The sequence below is a fragment of the Streptomyces sp. NPDC028907 genome (assembly GCF_055564995.1).
On record NZ_JBVHVE010000005.1, the window covers coordinates 428245 to 445977 of the forward strand.

Below are 17733 nucleotides of genomic sequence, written 5' to 3' on the forward strand. Positions count from 1 at the left end.
CTGGTCTCCCGTTCTCCCCGGTTTCACGACTCTGGCCGCTTGACGCTCTCCAGGAGCATGTCCAGCCACTCAGCGACCTTGTCGCGATGCTGGTCGGTGGGCAGTTGGGCGGCCCGCCAGGCGATGCCGCGCACCCCGTGGTCCTGGAGGAGTCTCTCCAGCGGATCCTCGGCGGCCTGGGCCGCCTCGCGCTCGGCGAGCTTTTGGAGCAGGTCCTGCTCGGTGCGCTGGAGTGCGCCCGCGAGCGCCTCGGGGTCCTCGGCCGTGAGGAATCCTGCGTGGACGCGGAAGAAGCGCTGGATGGCGTCGCAGTGCTCCATGGTGGGGCGCCGGTCGCCGTTGATCAGGGCGCCCGCCTGCTGCCGTGACATGCCCGCGCCGTCGGCGATCTCCTGCTGGGTGTACTTGCGGCCGTTCGGTTTGAGTCGGGTGCGCCGCAGGAGGTCGAGGCGCTGGAGGAACCGGGCCTGTACATCGGGCTCACCCGCGGGGCGCCCGCTCAGCAGGGCCTTGACCACCGGCACCGGGACGCCGGAGGCGACGGACAGACGGCCGGTGTCGAAGACCTCCGCGTGCGGCACGCCGAGCCGGTCGGCGAGCGCGGTGACACGAGCGACGACGGCCGGCAGCTCAGCCGTCGGCGTGGCGCCCGGACCCTCGATGCCATCCGTCACCGACAGATCTCCTAGGTCTCTCACAGGCTTCTCACAAGCGGTTGCCGTGAACTCGACGGAGATTACCGGGTAGTTCGAACTCACATCCAGGTCTCGCCACAACTGTGTCCAATTTCAGCCGTCAACCGGCACGAAATGCCACGATAGTTGACACGGCTCCGGCGCGGGCAGCAGGATCAAGGCGCCGCGTGAAGGCCGCATAGGCAAGAGGGGTGACCTCCCGATGGCATATCAGGCAGGTGGACAGCGGTCCGTACCGCGGTCCGTCCCCGAGCGGTCCGAGGCCGAGGCGTACCTACGGGACTACGCCACCCTCGTGCAGGCCGTGCCCTTCCCGTCCGTCGTCGTCGACCACCGCTGGGACGTCGTTCTGGCGAACACCGCTTTCGCGTCACTTTTCCGGGGCGTGGGCCCACACCCCACGGCGATGCCCGGCGACAACTTCCTCAGGTTCGTGCTCTTCCACCCGGACGCGAGCACGGTCCTCGGCGACCACGAGTCCAGCTGGTGCCTGCCGATGCTGGCCCACTTCGCCGCCGCCGTGGAGTCGCACGGCCATGACCACGGCCTCCAGGCCATCCGCCGGGAGATCGCCCAGGACCCCATCATGGAGGCCGCCTACCGGCAGGGCCTGCCGCACTGGATCCGCGCGGTCGGCGAGCGGGCGGTCGCCCAGGACGGTGCCGTGCGTCCGCTGCTGCACCCGGATCCGCGCTGGGGCGCCACGGACTGCCGGGTCGTCGACGAGACGCCCCGGACCCTGCGGGAGACGGGGCACACCCGGCTGACGCTGGTGCTGCGCGAGGTGCGCCGCGACCGGCCCAGGGCGCGTGCGGTGCGCCGCGGCGCCGCGCATCTGCGCGTGGTGCCGACCCCCGAGAACTGAACGGGGCACCGTCGGCGTTCAGGTCGTCGACGGCGCCCCGTCAGAAGACCGACGCAAATGGCTTGCAATCCTTGCGCTATTCTTGCGCGCATGACGCGACGACTTGCTGAAGTGGCGAAGAAGGTCGGGGTCAGCGAGGCCACGGTCAGCCGGGTGCTCAACGACAAGCCCGGCGTCTCCGAGGCCACCCGGCAGGCGGTGCTCTCCGCCCTGGACGTCCTCGGCTACGAGCGGCCCACGCAGCTGCGCGGCGAACGCGCCCGCCTCGTCGGCCTCGTGCTCCCCGAGCTCCAGAACCCGATCTTCCCCGCGTTCGCCGAGGTGATCGGCGGTGCGCTCGCCCAGCTCGGGCTCACCCCGGTGCTGTGCACGCAGACCAAGGGCGGCGTCTCCGAGGCCGACTATGTCGCGCTGCTGCTGCAACAGCAGGTCTCCGGTGTCGTCTTCGCCGGCGGGCTGTACGCCCAGGCCGACGCGCCGCACGACCACTACAAGGAGCTCGCCGACCGCAACATCCCGGTGGTGCTGGTCAACGCGGCCATCGAGCACCTGGGCTTCCCCGCCGTGTCCTGTGACGACGCCGTGGCCGTGGAGCAGGCCTGGCGGCACCTGGCCTCGCTGGGGCACGAGCGCATCGGACTCGTGCTCGGGCCGGCCGACCACATGCCGTCGGCGCGCAAGCTGGCCGCGGCGCGGAGTGTCGCCGGCGACCTGCCCGAGGAGCGGGTGGCGCGGGCCATCTTCTCGATCGAGGGCGGTCACGCCGCCGCCTCCCGGCTGATCGACCGAGGCGTCACCGGCATCATCTGCGCGAGCGACCCGCTGGCGCTCGGTGCCATCAGGGCCGCCCGGCGCAAGGGGCTCGGCGTCCCCTCGCGGATCTCGGTGGTCGGGTACGACGACTCGGCGTTCATGAACTGCACCGAGCCTGCGCTCACCACGGTCAGGCAGCCCATCGAGGCCATGGGCAGGGCGGCGGTGGAGCTGCTGAACGCGCAGATCGCGGGCAGTGCCGTGCCCGCCGAGGAACTGCTCTTCGAGCCGGAACTGGTGGTGCGCGGATCGACCGCGCAGGTGCCTCGTCCCTGAGATCCCATTGGCTGTTCAAAAATTGCAAATTGCGCGCGACATCTTGCGTTCAGATGTCGGCGGTGCTTGAGTGTGCGGCGCCCACCGCTCCTGCCCAGAGGGGTCCACCGATGAGAAGCACCGGGTTCCGCCGTACCTTCGCCGCGCTCAGCGTCTGCTCCTTGGCTCTCGCCGCCTCCGCCTGCGGGGCGAGCGACGACTCCGCGAGCGGCAAGACCCGCATCACGGTCAACTGCATGCCGCCCAAGAGCGCCAAGGTCGACCGGCAGTTCTTCGAGCAGGACGTCGCCGCCTTCGAGAAGCAGAACCCGGACATCGACGTCGTCGCCCATGACGCGTTCCCCTGCCAGGACCCGAAGACCTTCGACGCCAAACTCGCCGGCGGGCAGATGGAGGACGTCTTCTACACGTACTTCACGGACGCCCGGCACGTCGTGGACATCGACCAGGCCGCCGATCTCACGCCGTATGTCAAGGAGTTGAAGAGCTACGACACCATCCAGCAGCAGCTGCGCGACATCTACACCGTGGACGGCAGGATCCACGGCATTCCGCGCACCGGCTACTCGATGGGCCTGATCTACAACAAGAAGCTCTTCGAGCAGGCCGGCCTCGACCCCGAGAAGCCCCCGGCCACCTGGGACGAACTGCGCGCCGCCGCCAAGAAGATCGCCGGCCTCGGCGACGGCACCGTCGGCTACGCCGACTACAGCGCCCAGAACCAGGGCGGCTGGCACTTCACCGCCGAGCTCTACTCCCAGGGCGGCGACGTCGTGAGCGCCGACGGCAAGAAGGCCACCGTCGACACCCCCGAGGGCCGCGCCGTGCTCCAGAACCTCCATGACATGCGCTGGACCGACGACTCCATGGGCAGCAAGCAGCTCCTGGTCATCAACGACGTCCAGCAGATGATGGGCTCAGGAAAGCTCGGCATGTACCTTTCCGCCCCCGACAACATCCCGATCCTGGTCAAGGAGAAGGGCGGCGACTACAAGGACCTCGCGCTCGCCCCCATGCCCGGCGGCCAGGGCACGCTCATCGGCGGCGACGGCTACATGTTCAACAAGAAGGCGAGCCCCGAGCAGATCCGCGCCGGACTGAAGTGGCTGGACCACATGTTCCTCACGCCCGGCGACGGCTTCCTCGGCGACTACGCCCGCGCCCAGCAGAACGACGCCCCCGTCGGACTGCCCGAACCCCGCCTGTTCACGGGCGCCGCCGACGTCAAGGACCAGCAGGTCAAGGAGGCCAACGCCAACGTCCCGGTGGAGAACTACCAGGCCTTCCTCGACGGCAACCAGAGCCTCGACATGAAGATCGAGCCCCCGCACGCCCAGCAGATCTACTCCGTCCTCGACGGGGTCGTCTCCGCCGTCCTCACCAAGCAGGACGCCGACATCGACCAGCTCCTGAAGGACGCCTCCGACAAGATCGACAGCATCCTCGCCCGGGGCTGACGGGCCATGACCGAGACGGCTCAGCGACGGACCGTGGCGAAGGTCGCGGTCCGCCCGATGCAGGCGCCGCCCCCGGCAGGGGACCGGAGGCGGCGCCGCCTCACCGACCAGGTGCGCGCCTACGGATTCCTCCTCGGCGGCCTCGTCTGCTTCGCCCTGTTCTCCTGGTACCCGGCGATCCGAGCCGTCGTGATCGCCTTCCAGAAGTACACGCCCGGCAGCGACCCCGAGTGGGTCGGCACCGCCAACTTCACCCGCGTCTTCGCCGACCCGGAGTTCGCGGCGGCCTGGCGCAACACCCTCACCTTCACCCTCCTCGCCCTGCTGGTCGGCTTCGCCATCCCCTTCGTACTCGCCCTCGTCCTCAACGAGCTGCGGCACGCCAAGACGTTCTTCCGAGTCGTCGTCTACCTGCCGGTGATGATCCCGCCCGTGGTCAGCGCCCTGCTGTGGAAGTGGTTCTACGACCCCGGCACCGGACTCGCCAACGAGGCGCTGCGCTTCCTGCACCTGCCCACCTCGAACTGGTCCAACGGCGCCGACACGGCGCTGCTGTCCCTGGTGATCGTGGCCACCTGGGCCAACATGGGCGGCACGGTGCTGATCTACCTCGCCGCCCTCCAGTCCATCCCGGGCGAGCTGTACGAGGCCGCCGAACTCGACGGCGCGAACCTGCTCCAGCGCATCCGCCACGTCACCGTCCCGCAGACCCGCTTCGTGATCCTGATGCTGATGCTCCTACAGATCATCGCCACGATGCAGGTCTTCACCGAACCGTTCGTGATCACGGGCGGCGGACCCGAGAACGCCACGGTCACCGTCCTCTATCTGATCTACAAGTACGCGTTCCTCTACAACGACTTCGGCGGTGCCTGCGCCCTCAGCGTCCTGCTGCTCGCGCTCCTCGGTGCCTTCTCCGCCGTGTATCTGCGGCTGACACGCACCTCGGGGGAGGACGTATGAGCACCCGGACCCTCGTCTCTCCGGCGGCGCTGGCCCGTCCGCGTGGCAGGGCCGTCTACTGGTCCGTCTTCACCGGCACCGTCCTGCTGTTCACACTGGCCTTCCTCTTCCCCGTCTACTGGATGGTGACGGGCGCGATGAAGTCACCGGACGAGGTGACGCGGACCCCGCCCACCGTCGTGCCCGAGCGGTGGCGGCTCAGCGGCTACACGGACGCCTGGGACCTGATGCAGCTGCCGACCCACCTGTGGAACACCGTCGTCCAGGCCGCCGGTGCCTGGCTGTTCCAGCTGGTCTTCTGTACGGCCGCCGCCTACGCGCTGTCCAAGCTGCGGCCCGTCCTCGGCAAGGTCGTCCTCGGCGGCATCCTCGCCACCCTGATGGTCCCGGCCCAGGCACTGGTCGTACCGAAATACCTCACCGTGGCCGACCTCGGTCTGCTCAACGACCCGCTCGCCATCTGGCTGCCGGCCGTCGCCAACGCCTTCAACCTCTATCTGCTGAAGCGGTTCTTCGACCAGATCCCGCGCGATGTCCTCCAGGCCGCCGAGATCGACGGCGCCGGGAAGCTGCGCATCCTGTGGTCCGTCGTGCTGCCGATGTCCCGCCCGGTCCTCGGCGTGGTCTCGATCTTCGCGCTGGTGGCCGTGTGGCAGGACTTCCTGTGGCCGCTGATGGTCTTCTCCGACACCGACGAACAGCCGATCAGCGTGGCGCTCGTGCAGTTGTCGCAGAACATCCCGCTGACCGTGCTCATCGCCGCGATGGTGATCGCCAGCATCCCCATGGTCGCGATGTTCCTGGTCTTCCAGCGGCACATCATCGCCGGGATCGGCGCGGGCGGCTCGAAGGGCTGACGCCCTCACCTCCCCTACAGAAGGGACGCACCGTGGCCCAGCCCGACCCTGCCCGCAACCAACCGGACTGGTGGCGCACCGCCGTCATCTACCAGGTCTACGTCCGCAGCTTCGCGGACGGCGACGGCGACGGCACCGGCGACCTCGCCGGCGTCCGCGCCAGGCTGCCGTACCTCGACGAACTCGGCGTGGACGCCCTGTGGTTCACCCCCTGGTACGCCTCCCCGATGAAGGACGGCGGCTACGACGTCGCCGACTACCGCGCCATCGACCCGGCGTTCGGCACCCTCGCCGAGGCGGAGAAGCTCATCGCCGAGGCGCACGAACTCGGCATCCGCACGATCGTCGACATCGTGCCCAACCATGTCTCGGACCAGCACCCCTGGTTCCGGGCGGCGCTGAAGGGCGGACCGGAGCGGGAGCTGTTCCACTTCCGGGCCGGCCACGGCGGCGACCGGCCGCCCAACGACTGGCGCTCCCAGTTCGGCGGCCCGGCCTGGACCAGGCTCCCCGACGGCACCTGGTATCTGCACCTGTTCGCCCCCGAGCAGCCCGACCTCAACTGGGCCCACCCGGCCGTCCGGCGCGAACACGAGGACATCCTGCGCTTCTGGTACGAACGCGGCGTCGCCGGCGTCCGCATCGACTCCGCCGCCCTCCTCGCCAAGGACCCCCGCCTGCCGGACTTCGTCGAGGGCCGCGACCCGCACCCGTACGTCGACCGCGACGAACTCCACGACATCTACCGCTCCTGGCGTGCGATCGCCGACGAGTACGGCGGCATCTTCGTCGGCGAGGTCTGGCTCCCCGACACCGAACGCTTCGCCCGCTACCTGCGCCCCGACGAGCTCCACACCGCCTTCAACTTCGCGTTCCTGTCCTGCCCTTGGGACACGCGACGGCTGCGCGCCTCGATCGACGAGACCCTCGCCGAGCACGCCCCGGTCGGCGCCCCCGCCACCTGGGTCCTGTGCAACCACGACGTCACCCGCACGGTCACCCGCTACGGCCGCGCCGACACCGGATTCGACTTCGCGGCCAAGGCTTTCGGCACCCCGACCGACCTCGCCCTGGGCACCAGGCGCGCCCGCGCGGCTGCCCTGCTCTCGCTGGCGCTGCCCGGAGCGGTCTACGTCTACCAGGGTGAGGAACTCGGCCTGCCCGAGGCGGACATCCCGCTCGACCGCATCGAGGACCCGATGCACGTCCGCTCCGGCGGCACCGACCCGGGCCGCGACGGGTGCCGAGTGCCGCTGCCCTGGGCGGCGGGGGAGCCGTACGCCGGATTCGGCGGCGAGCCCTGGCTGCCGCAGCCCGCCGACTGGGCGTCGTACGCCGCCGACCGCCAGGCCGCGGACCCCGGCTCGATGCTCAGTCTCTACCGCACGGCGATCCGTCTGCGGCCCGTCTTCGGTGAGGGCCCGCCGACCTGGCTGCCCGCCCCCGAGGGGGTCCTCGCCTTCCGCCGCGGCGAGGGCGCGCTGTGCCTGGTGAACCTCGCCGACCAGCCGACCGACCTGCCCACGTACACCGAACTCCTCGTCAGCAGCGCGCCGTTGGACACCGAAGGGAGGCTGCCGAAGGACACCGCGGTCTGGCTGCGCGCCTGAGACCGCACCCCCCACTGTCGAAGGGACCAGCACATGCACACCTACAGATCCAGGAATGTCAGGGTCATGCCATCCGTGATGGTCGCCGCTCTGGCGGCGGGCCTGCTCACCGCGACCGCCCCCACGGCCCGGGCTGCGGCCGGTGCCACCCTCCCCTTCACCTCCGTCGAGGCGGAGTCCGCCACCACCACCGGCACGAGGATCGGCCCCGACCACACCCAGGGCACCCTCGCCTCCGAGGCCTCGGGCCGCCAGGCGGTACGGCTCGACTCCGGCCGGCGCGTCGAGTTCACCGTGCCGCGCGCGGCCAACGCGGTGAACGTCGCCTACAGCGTCCCCGACGGCCAGTCCGGGTCCCTGAACGTGTACGTCAACGGCACCCGGCTCGACCGGACCATCCCCGTGACGTCCAAGTACTCGTACGTGGACACCCCGTGGATCCCGGGCGCCAGGACTCACCACTTCTACGACAACGCCCGCCTGCTGCTCGGCCGTGATGTGCGGGCCGGGGACAAGGTCGCCGTCGAGGCGACCGGCGTCCAGGTCACGGTCGACGTCGCCGACTTCGAGCAGGCCGCCGGGCCCGCCACGCAGCCGGCCGGATCGGTGTCCGTCATCTCCAAGGGCGCCGACCCGAGCGGCCAGGGCGACTCCACGCAGGCCTTCCGGGACGCCATCGCCGCGGCGCAGGGCGGCGTGGTCTGGATCCCGCCGGGGGAGTACCGGCTCGGCTCGTCCCTGAACGGCGTCCAGAACGTCACCCTCCAGGGCGCCGGCCACTGGCACTCCGTCGTGCGCACCTCCCGCTTCATCGACCAGTCGAGCTCGACCGGCAACGTCCACATCAAGGACTTCGCGGTCATCGGCGAGGTCACCGAGCGCGTCGACTCCGACCCCGACAACTTCGTCAACGGCTCGCTCGGGCCGAACAGTTCCGTCTCCGGGATGTGGCTCCAGCACCTCAAGGTCGGCCTCTGGCTGATGGGCAGCAACGACAACCTCGTCGTCGAGAACAACCGGTTCCTCGACATGACCGCCGACGGACTCAACCTCAACGGGAACGCGCGCGGCGTCCGCGTCCGCCACAACTTCCTGCGCAACCAGGGCGACGACGCGCTCGCCATGTGGTCGCTGTACGCGCCGGACACCAACAGCAGCTTCGAGAGCAACACGATCACCCAGCCGAACCTCGCCAACGGCATCGCGGTCTACGGCGGCACCGACATCACCGTCAAGGACAACCTGATCGCCGACACCAACGCCCTCGGCAGCGGTATCGCGATCTCCAACCAGAAGTTCCTCGACCCCTTCCACCCGCTGGCCGGCACGATCACGGTCGACGGCAACACGCTGGTCCGCACGGGCGCGATGAACCCCAACTGGAACCACCCGATGGGCGCCCTGCGCGTCGACTCCTACGACAGCGCCATCGAGGCCGACGTCCGCATCACCAACACGACCGTCACCGACAGCCCGTACAGCGCCTTCGAGTTCGTGTCGGGGAGCGGGCGTGGCTTCGCGGCGAAGAACATCACCGTCGACGGCGCCACCGTACGGAACACCGGTACGGTCGTCGTCCAGGCCGAGACCCAGGGCGCCGCCACCTTCCGCGACGTCACGGCGAGCGGTGTCGGCGCGGCGGGCGTGTACAACTGCCCCTACCCGGCAGGCTCCGGCACCTTCACCCTCACCGACGGCGGCGGCAACTCCGGCTGGAACAGCACCTGGTCCGACTGCTCGACCTGGCCGCAGCCCGGTCAGGGCAACCCCGACCCGGATCCGAACCGCAACCTCGCCAAGGGCCGGCCGGCCACCGCCACCGGATCGCAGGATGTCTACACCCCCGGCAAAGCGGTCGACGGTGACGCCAACACCTACTGGGAGTCCACCAACAACGCCTTCCCGCAGGCGCTGACGGTGGATCTCGGTTCGACGGAGGCGGTACGCCGACTGGTGCTGAAGCTGCCGCCTTCCTCGGCCTGGGGCGCGCGCACCCAGACCGTCACCGTGCTGGGCAGCACCGACGGCTCCACCTACTCGACGGTCGTCGGCGCCACCGGCTACCGCTTCGACCCGGCCACCGGCAACACCGCCACCGTCGCCCTGCCCGCCGGCACGAACCTGCGCCATCTGCGGCTGTCCGTCAGCGCCAACACCGGTTGGTCGGCTGGTCAGTTCAGCGAGGTGGAGGCGTATCCGACTTCGTGATCGCGTCCCGCACGACCCCGCGCTTCGCCGCCTGGATCTGCTCGTACACATGGGTGCGCAGCTCGGCGAAGCGCGGGTCGACGCGGGTGTGCAGCTGGTCGCGCTCGGCGGGCAGGTCGACCTTCAGCTGTTCCTGGACGACGGTGGGTGAGGCGGACAGGACGAGCACCCGCTCGCCCAGGTACACGGCCTCGTCGATGTCGTGGGTGACGAACAGGATCGTGATCCCGCGTTCCCGCCACAGCCCCCGTACCAGGTCCTCCAGATCGGCCCGTGTCTGCGCGTCCACGGCCGCGAACGGCTCGTCCATCAGCAGCACCCGGGGTTCGTACGCGAGCGCGCGGGCGATGGCGACGCGCTGCTGCATGCCGCCGGACAGCTGCCACGGATACGCTCCGACGGCGTCCGTCAGCCCCACCGACTCCAGTGCGTCACGCACCAGCTCCCGGCGTCGTGCCTTGCTCAAATCCTTCTGCTTCAAGGGGAGTTCGACGTTCTCGCCGACCCGCATCCACGGGAACAGGCTGCGTCCGTACTCCTGGAAGACGAACGCCGTCCCGGGCGGCGGACCGTCCACCCTCCGCCCCTCCAGGAGAACTTCGCCGCTCGTCGGCGTGAGCAGCCCTCCCATGCACTTCAGCAGGGTCGTCTTGCCACAGCCCGACGGGCCGACGAGACAGACCAGTTCGCCCGCGTCGACGGTGAAGGTGAGATCACGCACCGCCTCCACGCGCCGTCCGGAACCCTCGTAGACCTTCTTCAGACCGCGTACGTCGAGCATGACCCGCCCCTTCACTTCAGTTCACTCAGGACCGCCGGGTGGTCGCGCGCAGACCCCGGTACCAGCCGAGCACCCGGCGCTCGACCAGCTGGAAGACGACGGACAGCAGGAAGCCGAGCAGACCGAGGACGAGGATGCCGGTCCACATGTCGGGAATGGCGAAGCTGCGTTGGAACTGGACGACTGTGAAGCCGATGCCGTTGTTCGCGGCGAACATCTCGCTGATGACCATGAGGATGATGCCGATGGAGAGGGCCTGGCGCAGTCCGGCGAAGATCTGCGGGCTCGCCGAGCGCAGCACGAGATGGCGCAGACGGGCGACCCCGGTGACACCGTAGGAGCGGGCCGTCTCCAGCATCACCGAGTCGACCGCGCGCACGCCCTCCACGGTGTTGAGCAGGATCGGCCAGACGCAGCCGCTGGCGATGACGACGATCTTCATCGCGTCGCCGATGCCCGCGAACAGCATGATGACCGGGACCAGCACGGGCGGCGGCACGGCCCGCAGGAACTCCAGGACCGGCTCGCAGACCGCGCGCACCCCGCGGTAGGAGCCGATGACCGTGCCGAGCGCGACTCCGACCACGGCGGCCAGCGTGTAGCCGCCCAGGAGACGCAGGAGGCTCGGTACGACGTCCGTGCGCAGGCGGTCGGCCGTCCAGACGTCCGGGAAGGTATCCAGGATCGTCCGCAGCGGCGGCCAGAAGGGGTCGTTGCTGCCGCTCGACGCCGCCCACCACACGGCGACCAGCACCGCGGGCAGCGCGACGGCGAAGAGCAGCCTCAGCAGCAGGCGTCCGATCACACCGCCACCTCCCCGCGCACCGACTGGTGCCAGGCCAGCGCCCGCCGCTCCACCGTCCGCGCGCCCACGTTGATGAGCAGCCCCAGCAGCCCGGCGACCACGATCAGCGCGTACATCTCCGGGACCGCCTGCGAGGTCTGCGCGACCGCGATCTGCCGGCCCAACCCCGGGGCGCCGATGACGAGTTCGGCGGTGATCGCGAGGATCAGCGCCACCGCCGCGGCCAGCCGCACCCCGGTCATGACGTACGGCAGGGCCGTCGGCCACAGCACATGGCGGACGCGTGCCCAGGTTCCGAGGCCGTAGCTGCGGGCCGTCTCCTCGGCGACCGGGTCGACGTCCTGGACGCCGTACAGGGTCTGGATCAGTACCTGCCAGAAGGAGGCGTACACCACCAGCAGGAGCACCGACTTCAGTTCGGTGCCGTAGAGCAGCACCGCCAGCGGGATCAGTGCCACGGAGGGGATGGGGCGCAGGAACTCGATCGTGGACGCCGTCGCCTCGCGCAGATACGGCACGACCGATACGGCCACGCCCACGACGACACCGGCGCAGACCGCGAGGGCGAGGCCCAGCGCCCAGCCGGTGAGTGTGTCGCCGAGCGCGCTCCAGAAGGCGGCGTCGGCGGCCTCGTCCACCAGCGCTTCGGCGATCCGGCTCGTCGGCGGAACGTAGGCCTCCTTGACCAGGCCGAGCCGCGGCGCGGCCTCGCCCAGGGCGAGGAAGGCCGCGAGTCCGGCCGCACCGAGTGCGACGTTCCGGCCCCTCACGGCAGGAGCGCGTCCAGGTCGGGCGTCTTCTTGAAGAGGCCGTCCGTCTCGCCGAGCTTCATCAGGGCCTCGATGGAGGACCGGTTCGCCTCGGCCGGCCACTTCGGCAGGGTGACCTTGGCCAGCACGTCCGCCGGGATCTTCGTGTACGTCGTGATGATCTGGCGGGCCTCGTCCGGGTGGGCGTCGGCGTAGGCGAGGGACTCGGCGGTGGCGGCCTGGAACTTCTTCACCACCTCCGGGTTCTGCTGCGCGTACTGCGTGGAGGCGAAGTACATGGCGACGGTGAGGTTCGGGGCGACGTCCACCAGGGGGGAGGCGATCTCCACGCCGTCCTGGCTCTTGATGGTGGCGGTCGCCGGCTCCACGACCATGGCGGCGTCGATCTGGCCCTGGTCGAGGGCGGCCGGCATCTGGTCGAAGGCCAGCTCGACGAAGTCCACCTCGTCCGGATCGCCGCCGGCCTTGCGCACGGACTCGCGCACGGCGGTCTCGTTGATGTTCTTCAGCGTGTTGATGGCGACCTTCTTGCCCGCCAGCTGCTTCGGGGACTTGAGCTCGCTGCCCTTCTTGACCATGAGAGCGCCGAAGTCCTCGCCCGCCACGCCGGTCGACGCGATGCCGTTGGCGACCGCCTTCACCGGAACGCCGTTGGACTGGGCGACCATCAGGGACGTCACGTTGCTGAACCCGAACTGGAACTGCCCGCTCGCCACACCCGGCACGATCGCCGCGCCGCCCTGCGCGGTGGTGAACTCCAGCTTCAGGCCCCGCTTTTCGAAGAACCCCTGCTTCTGGCCGAGATACAGCGGCGCGACATCGACGATCGGGATGAGTCCGACCTTGACGGTGGTGACTCCGCCGGACGACGCGCCCGCGCCCGACGAACCGTCGTCGGACGAGCCACAGGCCGTCGCGACGAGCAGCAGGACGCCGGCGGTGAGACCGGCCGACAGACGACGCATGGCTCCTCCTGTACAGACAACGGGTGCAGCGGTGTTCCGACAGGTTGTGCGCAAGGCGCACAGTAGTGCGCGGGAACGCTCAGCGGGAAGGTAGAAGTCTCAACCGGTCCGGGTCAATGAGTTCGCCGACAAAATTGTTGACACTATTGGAGGTGGCGATGCTTCCGGCAGACCGCGCACCGCACTTCGTGAGGTCCTTCGAGCGCGGCCTCGCCGTGATCCGCTCCTTCGACGCCGACCACCCCGCCCGCACCCTCAGCGAGGTCGCCCAGACCTGCGAGCTGACCCGCGCCGCCGCCCGTCGTCTGCTGCTCACCCTCGTCGACCTCGGCTACGTCCACCAGGACGGCCGCCACTTCCGCCTCACCCCGCGCGTGCTGGAGCTCGGCTACTCCTACCTCTCCAGCGTCACCCTGCCGCAGATCGCCGAGCCGCACCTCGAACGACTCGTGGCGCAGGTACGGGAGTCGTCGTCGCTGTGCGTCCTGGACGGCGACGACATCGTGTACGTGGCGCGAGTCCCGACCCGGCGCATCATGACGGCGGCCATCACGGTGGGGACCCGGTTCCCGGCGTATGTGACGTCGGTGGGCCGGGTGATCCTCGCCCATCTGCCGGAGGAGGAGGTCGAACTCCGGTTGGGGGGAGCGGAGTTGAAGCAGCTGACCGCACGCACGATCACCTCGCCGGACGACCTGCGGGCGGAACTGGGGCGCGTCAGGCGGCAGGGATACGCCATCGTCGACCAGGAGTTGGAGGAGGGACTCCGGTCGGTGGCCGCCCCGGTGCGGGAACCGGACGGCGAGGTGGTGGCCGGCGTGAACATCGCGGTGCACGCCGGCCGTACCTCGGTGGACTCGATCCGAACGGACCTGCTGCCCCATCTGCTCGCGGCGGTGGCCCGGATCGAGGCCGACCTCAGGATCACAGGTCCAGCACGAGCCGCTTCCCACGGCACCGGGACACACAGATCATCATCGTCTCGCCGCTCTTCCGCTCCTCGGCCGTGAGCACGGAGTCCCGATGGTCCGGGGTGCCGTCGACGACGTCGGTCTCGCAGGTCCCGCAGGTGCCCTCGGTGCAGGAGAACAGCACCTCGACACCGGCGGCGCGCACGGCGTCCAGCACGGACACGTCCGCGGGCACGGTGACCGTCCGGCCGCTCTGCGCGAGCTCGACCTCGAACTCCGTGTTCTCGCCGCCCGCCTGCTCCTTCGGCGCGAACCGCTCCACATGCAGCAGCCCGGCCGGGCAGCGCGCCTCCACCGCGTCGAGCAGCGGCCCGGGTCCGCAGCAGTAGACGAGGGTGCCCTCGGGGACGTCGTCGAGCACCGAGGCGAGGTCGAGAAGGCCGCTCTCGTCCTGCGGCGCGACGGTGACCCGGTCGCCGCCGTAGCGGCTCAACTCCTCGGTGAACGCCATGGACCGGCGCGACCGTCCGCCGTACAGCAGGCTCCACTCCGCGCCCGCGGCATCCGCCGCCGCCAGCATCGGCAGGATCGGAGTGATGCCGATGCCGCCCGCGATGAAGCGGTAGCGGGGCGCCGGCCGCAGGGCGAAGTGGTTGCGCGGCCCGCGCACCCGTACTTTGTCGCCCTGCCCCAACTGCTCGTGCACATGGGCGGATCCGCCCCGCCCGTCCGGCTCCCGCAGCACGGCGATCCGCCAGGTGTCCCGGTCGGCCGGATCGCCGCACAGCGAGTACTGCCGCTCCAGTTCGGGACCGAGGACCACGTCGACGTGGGCCCCGGGCTCCCACTCCGGGAGCGGCTCACCGAGCGGGTGGCGCAGGGTGAGGGCGAGCACGCCGTCGGCCGCCGACTCCCTGCGGTCGACGACGAGTTCGGCTTCGTACACGGTCATGAGCTGTTTCCTCGCGGCTCGTGGCCCTGCGGCGGCTGCCCTGGTGGCTGCTGTCCCTGGGGCTGGTGTCCTTGTGGATGGGCGAGCATCCACTCCCACATCTCGATGGGGTCCTGCGCGGTGTGCTCACGTCCGCAGTGGCAGGTGCCGTGCAGGATGTCGGTGCCCGGCAGCCAGTCGATGCGGTAGATCTCGCCGGTGGGGCTGCCGCTCACAGGACCTTCTCCACGGGCTTGTCGCCCTCCTCGACCAGCCGGGCGAGGATACGGCGGGCGGCCAGGCCGCCGGTGTCGATGTTGATGCTCAGCTCCTGGTAGCCGGTCCGCTCGGTGCCGAGGGTCCGCTGGAGCAGGTTGAGGGCGGTGACGTCCTGCATCACGACGGTGTGGTTGTTGCCCCGCAGGAACTCGGTGACCTCGGCGTCGTCCGTCGCCCAGTCCCGGGAGACCGCCCAGAAGTCGTACACCTTGCCGTCGCCGGACGGGGTGATGGCGTAGGTGATCTCGGTGTGGAAGCCGTTCGGGTCGCTGCCGTCCGCCTCGGGCAGCACACCGACCGGGGCGATCCGGCTGTGCAGCAGATACAGGCAGGGCGCGTGGTACTCGATGTCCTGCCAGCGCGTGATCCGGCCCTCGATGCCGGTCGACCTGGCGTAGAACGGCGGGCACTCGGCGTCGTCCATGTGCCGGCTCACCCGGACGATGCCGGCGCCCTCGTCGACCTCCGTGGTGATCGGCGTCTCGGCGACCTCGGGGGTGCCGATGTAGCCGCCGTGGAGGTAGGTCTCGTGGGACAGGTCGAGGAGGTTGTCGACCAGGAGGCCGTAGTCGCAGTCGATGGGCTCCATACCGCGCACGGTGACCCAGCCGGGGGCGTCGAGGTGCCTGGCCCGCGGGATGCCCTGCGGATCGGCGAGCGCCGGGTCGCCGATCCACACCCAGATCAGGGAGTCCTGCTCGACGACGGGGTACGAGGCGACCCGCGCGGTCCGCGGCACGCGCTTCTGCCCCGGCACGTACACACACGTACCGGTCGTGTCGTACGTGAACCCGTGGTACCCGCAGACGATCCGGTCACCGTCGAGCCGGGTCGGAGCCTCGGACAGCGGGTACCGGCGGTGCACACAGCGGTCGTGCAGCACGACCGGCGTCCCTTCCTCCTCCGTGCGGTACAGCACGAGGGTCTCACCGAGGATCGTCCTGCCGAGCAACTCCCGCCCCACCTCATGGCTGTAGGCGGCGACGTACCACTGGTTCCTGGCGAAAGCGGTCGTGTGAGGCATGAGGGCTGGCTCCCGTCTCTGTGTCGTGGCGACATGGTCCGGATGGGCTGCATGGGGGCGCAATACGGCTTCCGTGTCACGGAAGAGCGCTTGGAAAGTGCCTGGTGAGAGCAGTGATGCTAGGCGCGGTGCCGCTGCCGGCAGGCAGGCGAAGTGCGAGCTGCCCCTTCAGGTCGTACACGCGGCCCACGACAGGATCGAGGGCACGTTCGAGAGCGCCGAACCGACGCTGAACGTACTCGGCGACGCCTACCGGCATCGGAGTAGTCGGCACGGGGGCGCCAGCTCGGCCTCCAGCACACCATCACCGTGTGACGGGTGCCGATCCGATGCAGGTGCGTTCATGCGACGGAACTCGGTTCGCTTTGTGGCTGGCGCCCGCAACCGCCCCACGACACCCTTCACCTCGCCCATCGTCCCTGGTCGCGGCCCTCTTGTGCTGCTCGGGACCTCGGTCGCCCCAAGCGTGTCCCGTTGGCGCCGCGAGGCGCCTGAAACCTGACCCAGACGTTGCGACGGCAGGCGCTCCGGGGAAACGGGTCTTCCTGCGCCGCGGAGCGATGAAACACTCGCTCGGTGCGGAGATCGACGGACCGCCGCTGGAACCCGAACCTGCCGGTGACCGAGGCTGTGGCCGGCTTCGTGGGCGCGGTGGCCCCGTTCGCCAGCCACACGGGCGGACACGCCTTCCACTCGGCTTACGGCGGGCGCTGTACGCACGACGAGTTCGTGCGACTGCACGCCATGCATCTCGTCGAACATCTCCCGGGACTGGCCGATGCCTGACACCGCCTCGCGGCGGCGACGCCTTGGCGGTGCCCAGGCCGGTGGCGGAGTCCGTCGGACCGTCCCGGTGCGACTGTCGTCGTTGAGCGTCTCGCAGGGGCGGACCATGACTTCCATCCCTGCGGGCCGCTCACAGTGAGGGGGCTGTGTTACAAATAGAGCCTCTCGTTGATCTCGATTCCGTTGGCCTTGCAGTGGCTTTCGTAATGATCGATGAACCAGAACACATCGACCGTTTCGAGCACCCGGTCCTCGTCATCAAGGAATTCCAGCGGACCGTTGAGCCAGAACATCGTCTTCATGCCGCGTTCGGAGTAGAGCGTGTGGCTTCGCCCCGGGCTCTCTCGTACGAAGTCGCCGGGTCGTGCGACCCAGTCGTATTCCATGTAGCGCCAGCTGCCTTCCAGCACATAGCCGGAGACCGGGCCGCGGTGGCGGTGGCGGCCGAGCACACCGCCCTCCTGCACCCACAGCACGTTCGCTGCGCTGCTGGTACGGACGTCGAAGGTGAGGTGCTTGATGAAGACATTGGGGACAAAGGGCACCCATGGAGTGCTGTCGTCGTTGATATAGCCCTCTTCCAGGGCGTACTTGTCCCGCATGAGGTCCACTCGAGCCTCTGTCGCGATGTACTGCTTCATGATCTCGTCGGAAGTAGTCATCTCTCCTCTTTTTCTGACGCCGGGGAAGGAGGGGAATTTCGCAACAACCGATTCCGGTGCGGCTGCCGCTGTCGG

The 17733-nt window shown here is 69.6% G+C and carries 18 protein-coding genes; 9 read left to right on the forward strand and 9 right to left on the reverse strand.

The annotated features are described in order from the left end of the window. Positions 1–23 precede the first annotated feature (23 nt). Positions 24–674, reverse strand: a complete 651-nt coding sequence (locus ACZ4UU_RS17950) for a helix-turn-helix domain-containing protein (RefSeq protein WP_468040843.1) — start codon at positions 672–674, stop codon at positions 24–26. Positions 675–897: 223 nt separating this feature from the next. Here ACZ4UU_RS17950 and ACZ4UU_RS17955 point away from each other — a divergent pair, with 223 nt between their 5' ends. The 7 genes from ACZ4UU_RS17955 to ACZ4UU_RS17985 all read left to right on the forward strand — a co-directional run bounded on the left by ACZ4UU_RS17955 (position 898) and on the right by ACZ4UU_RS17985 (position 9744). Continuing rightward, a complete protein-coding gene (locus ACZ4UU_RS17955) occupies positions 898–1560 on the forward strand; it encodes an MmyB family transcriptional regulator (protein WP_468040844.1) in 663 nt (220 codons plus the stop codon). Between the two features lie 90 nt (positions 1561–1650). Next, positions 1651–2649, forward strand: coding sequence for a LacI family DNA-binding transcriptional regulator (locus tag ACZ4UU_RS17960; RefSeq protein WP_468040846.1), 999 nt, complete (start codon positions 1651–1653; stop codon positions 2647–2649). Positions 2650–2759: 110 nt separating this feature from the next. Then, the gene (locus ACZ4UU_RS17965; RefSeq protein WP_468040847.1) at positions 2760–4106 is read left to right on the forward strand and encodes an ABC transporter substrate-binding protein; all 1347 of its coding nucleotides are present in this window, start codon (positions 2760–2762) and stop codon (positions 4104–4106) included. Positions 4107–4112: 6 nt separating this feature from the next. Beyond that, positions 4113–5069: a carbohydrate ABC transporter permease gene (locus ACZ4UU_RS17970; protein WP_468040849.1), complete on the forward strand. Its 957-nt coding sequence runs from the start codon at positions 4113–4115 to the stop codon at positions 5067–5069. After that, positions 5066–5926 (forward strand): carbohydrate ABC transporter permease, encoded by an 861-nt coding sequence (locus ACZ4UU_RS17975; protein WP_468040851.1) that lies wholly within the window; start codon positions 5066–5068, stop codon positions 5924–5926. Before ACZ4UU_RS17970 ends, ACZ4UU_RS17975 begins: the two co-directional genes overlap by 4 nt. Before the next feature lie 32 nt (positions 5927–5958). After that, on the forward strand, positions 5959–7536 hold the full coding sequence (locus ACZ4UU_RS17980) for a glycoside hydrolase family 13 protein (RefSeq protein ID WP_468040853.1): 1578 nt from the start codon (positions 5959–5961) through the stop codon (positions 7534–7536). A gap of 66 nt (positions 7537–7602) precedes the next feature. Next, the gene (locus tag ACZ4UU_RS17985; RefSeq protein WP_468040854.1) at positions 7603–9744 is read left to right on the forward strand and encodes a discoidin domain-containing protein; all 2142 of its coding nucleotides are present in this window, start codon (positions 7603–7605) and stop codon (positions 9742–9744) included. Here ACZ4UU_RS17985 and ACZ4UU_RS17990 read toward each other — a convergent pair. Genes ACZ4UU_RS17990 through ACZ4UU_RS18005 form a run of 4 tightly spaced genes read right to left on the reverse strand, consistent with a single transcriptional unit; the run spans position 9713 to position 13065 of the window. Further along, positions 9713–10525, reverse strand: a complete 813-nt coding sequence (locus ACZ4UU_RS17990) for an ABC transporter ATP-binding protein (RefSeq protein WP_468040856.1) — start codon at positions 10523–10525, stop codon at positions 9713–9715. The two genes, ACZ4UU_RS17985 and ACZ4UU_RS17990, sit on opposite strands and share 32 nt — an antisense overlap. A 25-nt stretch (positions 10526–10550) precedes the next feature. Continuing rightward, the gene (locus ACZ4UU_RS17995; protein ID WP_468041130.1) at positions 10551–11327 is read right to left on the reverse strand and encodes an ABC transporter permease; all 777 of its coding nucleotides are present in this window, start codon (positions 11325–11327) and stop codon (positions 10551–10553) included. Further along, a complete protein-coding gene (locus ACZ4UU_RS18000; protein WP_468040857.1) occupies positions 11327–12100 on the reverse strand; it encodes an ABC transporter permease in 774 nt (257 codons plus the stop codon). Before ACZ4UU_RS18000 ends, ACZ4UU_RS17995 begins: the two co-directional genes overlap by 1 nt. Beyond that, positions 12097–13065, reverse strand: coding sequence for an ABC transporter substrate-binding protein (locus ACZ4UU_RS18005; RefSeq protein ID WP_468040858.1), 969 nt, complete (start codon positions 13063–13065; stop codon positions 12097–12099). The genes ACZ4UU_RS18000 and ACZ4UU_RS18005 overlap by 4 nt, the downstream gene beginning before the upstream one ends. A 158-nt stretch (positions 13066–13223) precedes the next feature. Between ACZ4UU_RS18005 and ACZ4UU_RS18010 the strand changes: the two genes are divergently transcribed. Beyond that, entirely contained in the window at positions 13224–14075 is an 852-nt protein-coding gene (locus tag ACZ4UU_RS18010; protein WP_468041132.1) for an IclR family transcriptional regulator domain-containing protein, read from the forward strand. Here ACZ4UU_RS18010 and ACZ4UU_RS18015 read toward each other — a convergent pair. The 3 genes from ACZ4UU_RS18015 to ACZ4UU_RS18025 are packed head-to-tail and all read right to left on the reverse strand — an operon-like array spanning position 13990 to position 16210. Beyond that, on the reverse strand, positions 13990–14928 hold the full coding sequence (locus tag ACZ4UU_RS18015; protein WP_468040860.1) for a PDR/VanB family oxidoreductase: 939 nt from the start codon (positions 14926–14928) through the stop codon (positions 13990–13992). The genes ACZ4UU_RS18010 and ACZ4UU_RS18015 overlap by 86 nt on opposite strands. Then, entirely contained in the window at positions 14925–15143 is a 219-nt protein-coding gene (locus tag ACZ4UU_RS18020; protein WP_468040861.1) for a hypothetical protein, read from the reverse strand. The genes ACZ4UU_RS18015 and ACZ4UU_RS18020 overlap by 4 nt, the downstream gene beginning before the upstream one ends. Next, on the reverse strand, positions 15140–16210 hold the full coding sequence (locus ACZ4UU_RS18025) for a Rieske 2Fe-2S domain-containing protein (protein ID WP_468040863.1): 1071 nt from the start codon (positions 16208–16210) through the stop codon (positions 15140–15142). Before ACZ4UU_RS18025 ends, ACZ4UU_RS18020 begins: the two co-directional genes overlap by 4 nt. A gap of 576 nt (positions 16211–16786) precedes the next feature. Between ACZ4UU_RS18025 and ACZ4UU_RS18030 the strand changes: the two genes are divergently transcribed. Beyond that, positions 16787–16996, forward strand: a complete 210-nt coding sequence (locus tag ACZ4UU_RS18030) for a DUF1569 domain-containing protein (protein WP_468040864.1) — start codon at positions 16787–16789, stop codon at positions 16994–16996. 149 nt (positions 16997–17145) lie between these two features. Here the strand turns inward: ACZ4UU_RS18030 and ACZ4UU_RS18035 are convergent, their stop codons facing one another. Continuing rightward, positions 17146–17658: a 2,4'-dihydroxyacetophenone dioxygenase family protein gene (locus ACZ4UU_RS18035; RefSeq protein ID WP_468040866.1), complete on the reverse strand. Its 513-nt coding sequence runs from the start codon at positions 17656–17658 to the stop codon at positions 17146–17148. Positions 17659–17733: the final 75 nt, after the last annotated feature.

Coding starts and splice junctions, on each gene's coding strand:
- ACZ4UU_RS18010 (WP_468041132.1), top strand. CDS start 13,224: ATGCTTCCGGCAGACCGCGCACCGCACTTCGTGAGGTCCTTCGAGCGC.
- ACZ4UU_RS17990 (WP_468040856.1), bottom strand. CDS start 10,525: ATGCTCGACGTACGCGGTCTGAAGAAGGTCTACGAGGGTTCCGGACGG.
- ACZ4UU_RS17955 (WP_468040844.1), top strand. CDS start 898: ATGGCATATCAGGCAGGTGGACAGCGGTCCGTACCGCGGTCCGTCCCC.
- ACZ4UU_RS17970 (WP_468040849.1), top strand. CDS start 4,113: ATGACCGAGACGGCTCAGCGACGGACCGTGGCGAAGGTCGCGGTCCGC.
- ACZ4UU_RS17985 (WP_468040854.1), top strand. CDS start 7,603: ATGCCATCCGTGATGGTCGCCGCTCTGGCGGCGGGCCTGCTCACCGCG.
- ACZ4UU_RS18035 (WP_468040866.1), bottom strand. CDS start 17,658: ATGACTACTTCCGACGAGATCATGAAGCAGTACATCGCGACAGAGGCT.
- ACZ4UU_RS18005 (WP_468040858.1), bottom strand. CDS start 13,065: ATGCGTCGTCTGTCGGCCGGTCTCACCGCCGGCGTCCTGCTGCTCGTC.
- ACZ4UU_RS17975 (WP_468040851.1), top strand. CDS start 5,066: ATGAGCACCCGGACCCTCGTCTCTCCGGCGGCGCTGGCCCGTCCGCGT.
- ACZ4UU_RS17960 (WP_468040846.1), top strand. CDS start 1,651: ATGACGCGACGACTTGCTGAAGTGGCGAAGAAGGTCGGGGTCAGCGAG.
- ACZ4UU_RS17965 (WP_468040847.1), top strand. CDS start 2,760: ATGAGAAGCACCGGGTTCCGCCGTACCTTCGCCGCGCTCAGCGTCTGC.
- ACZ4UU_RS18025 (WP_468040863.1), bottom strand. CDS start 16,210: ATGCCTCACACGACCGCTTTCGCCAGGAACCAGTGGTACGTCGCCGCC.
- ACZ4UU_RS18015 (WP_468040860.1), bottom strand. CDS start 14,928: ATGACCGTGTACGAAGCCGAACTCGTCGTCGACCGCAGGGAGTCGGCG.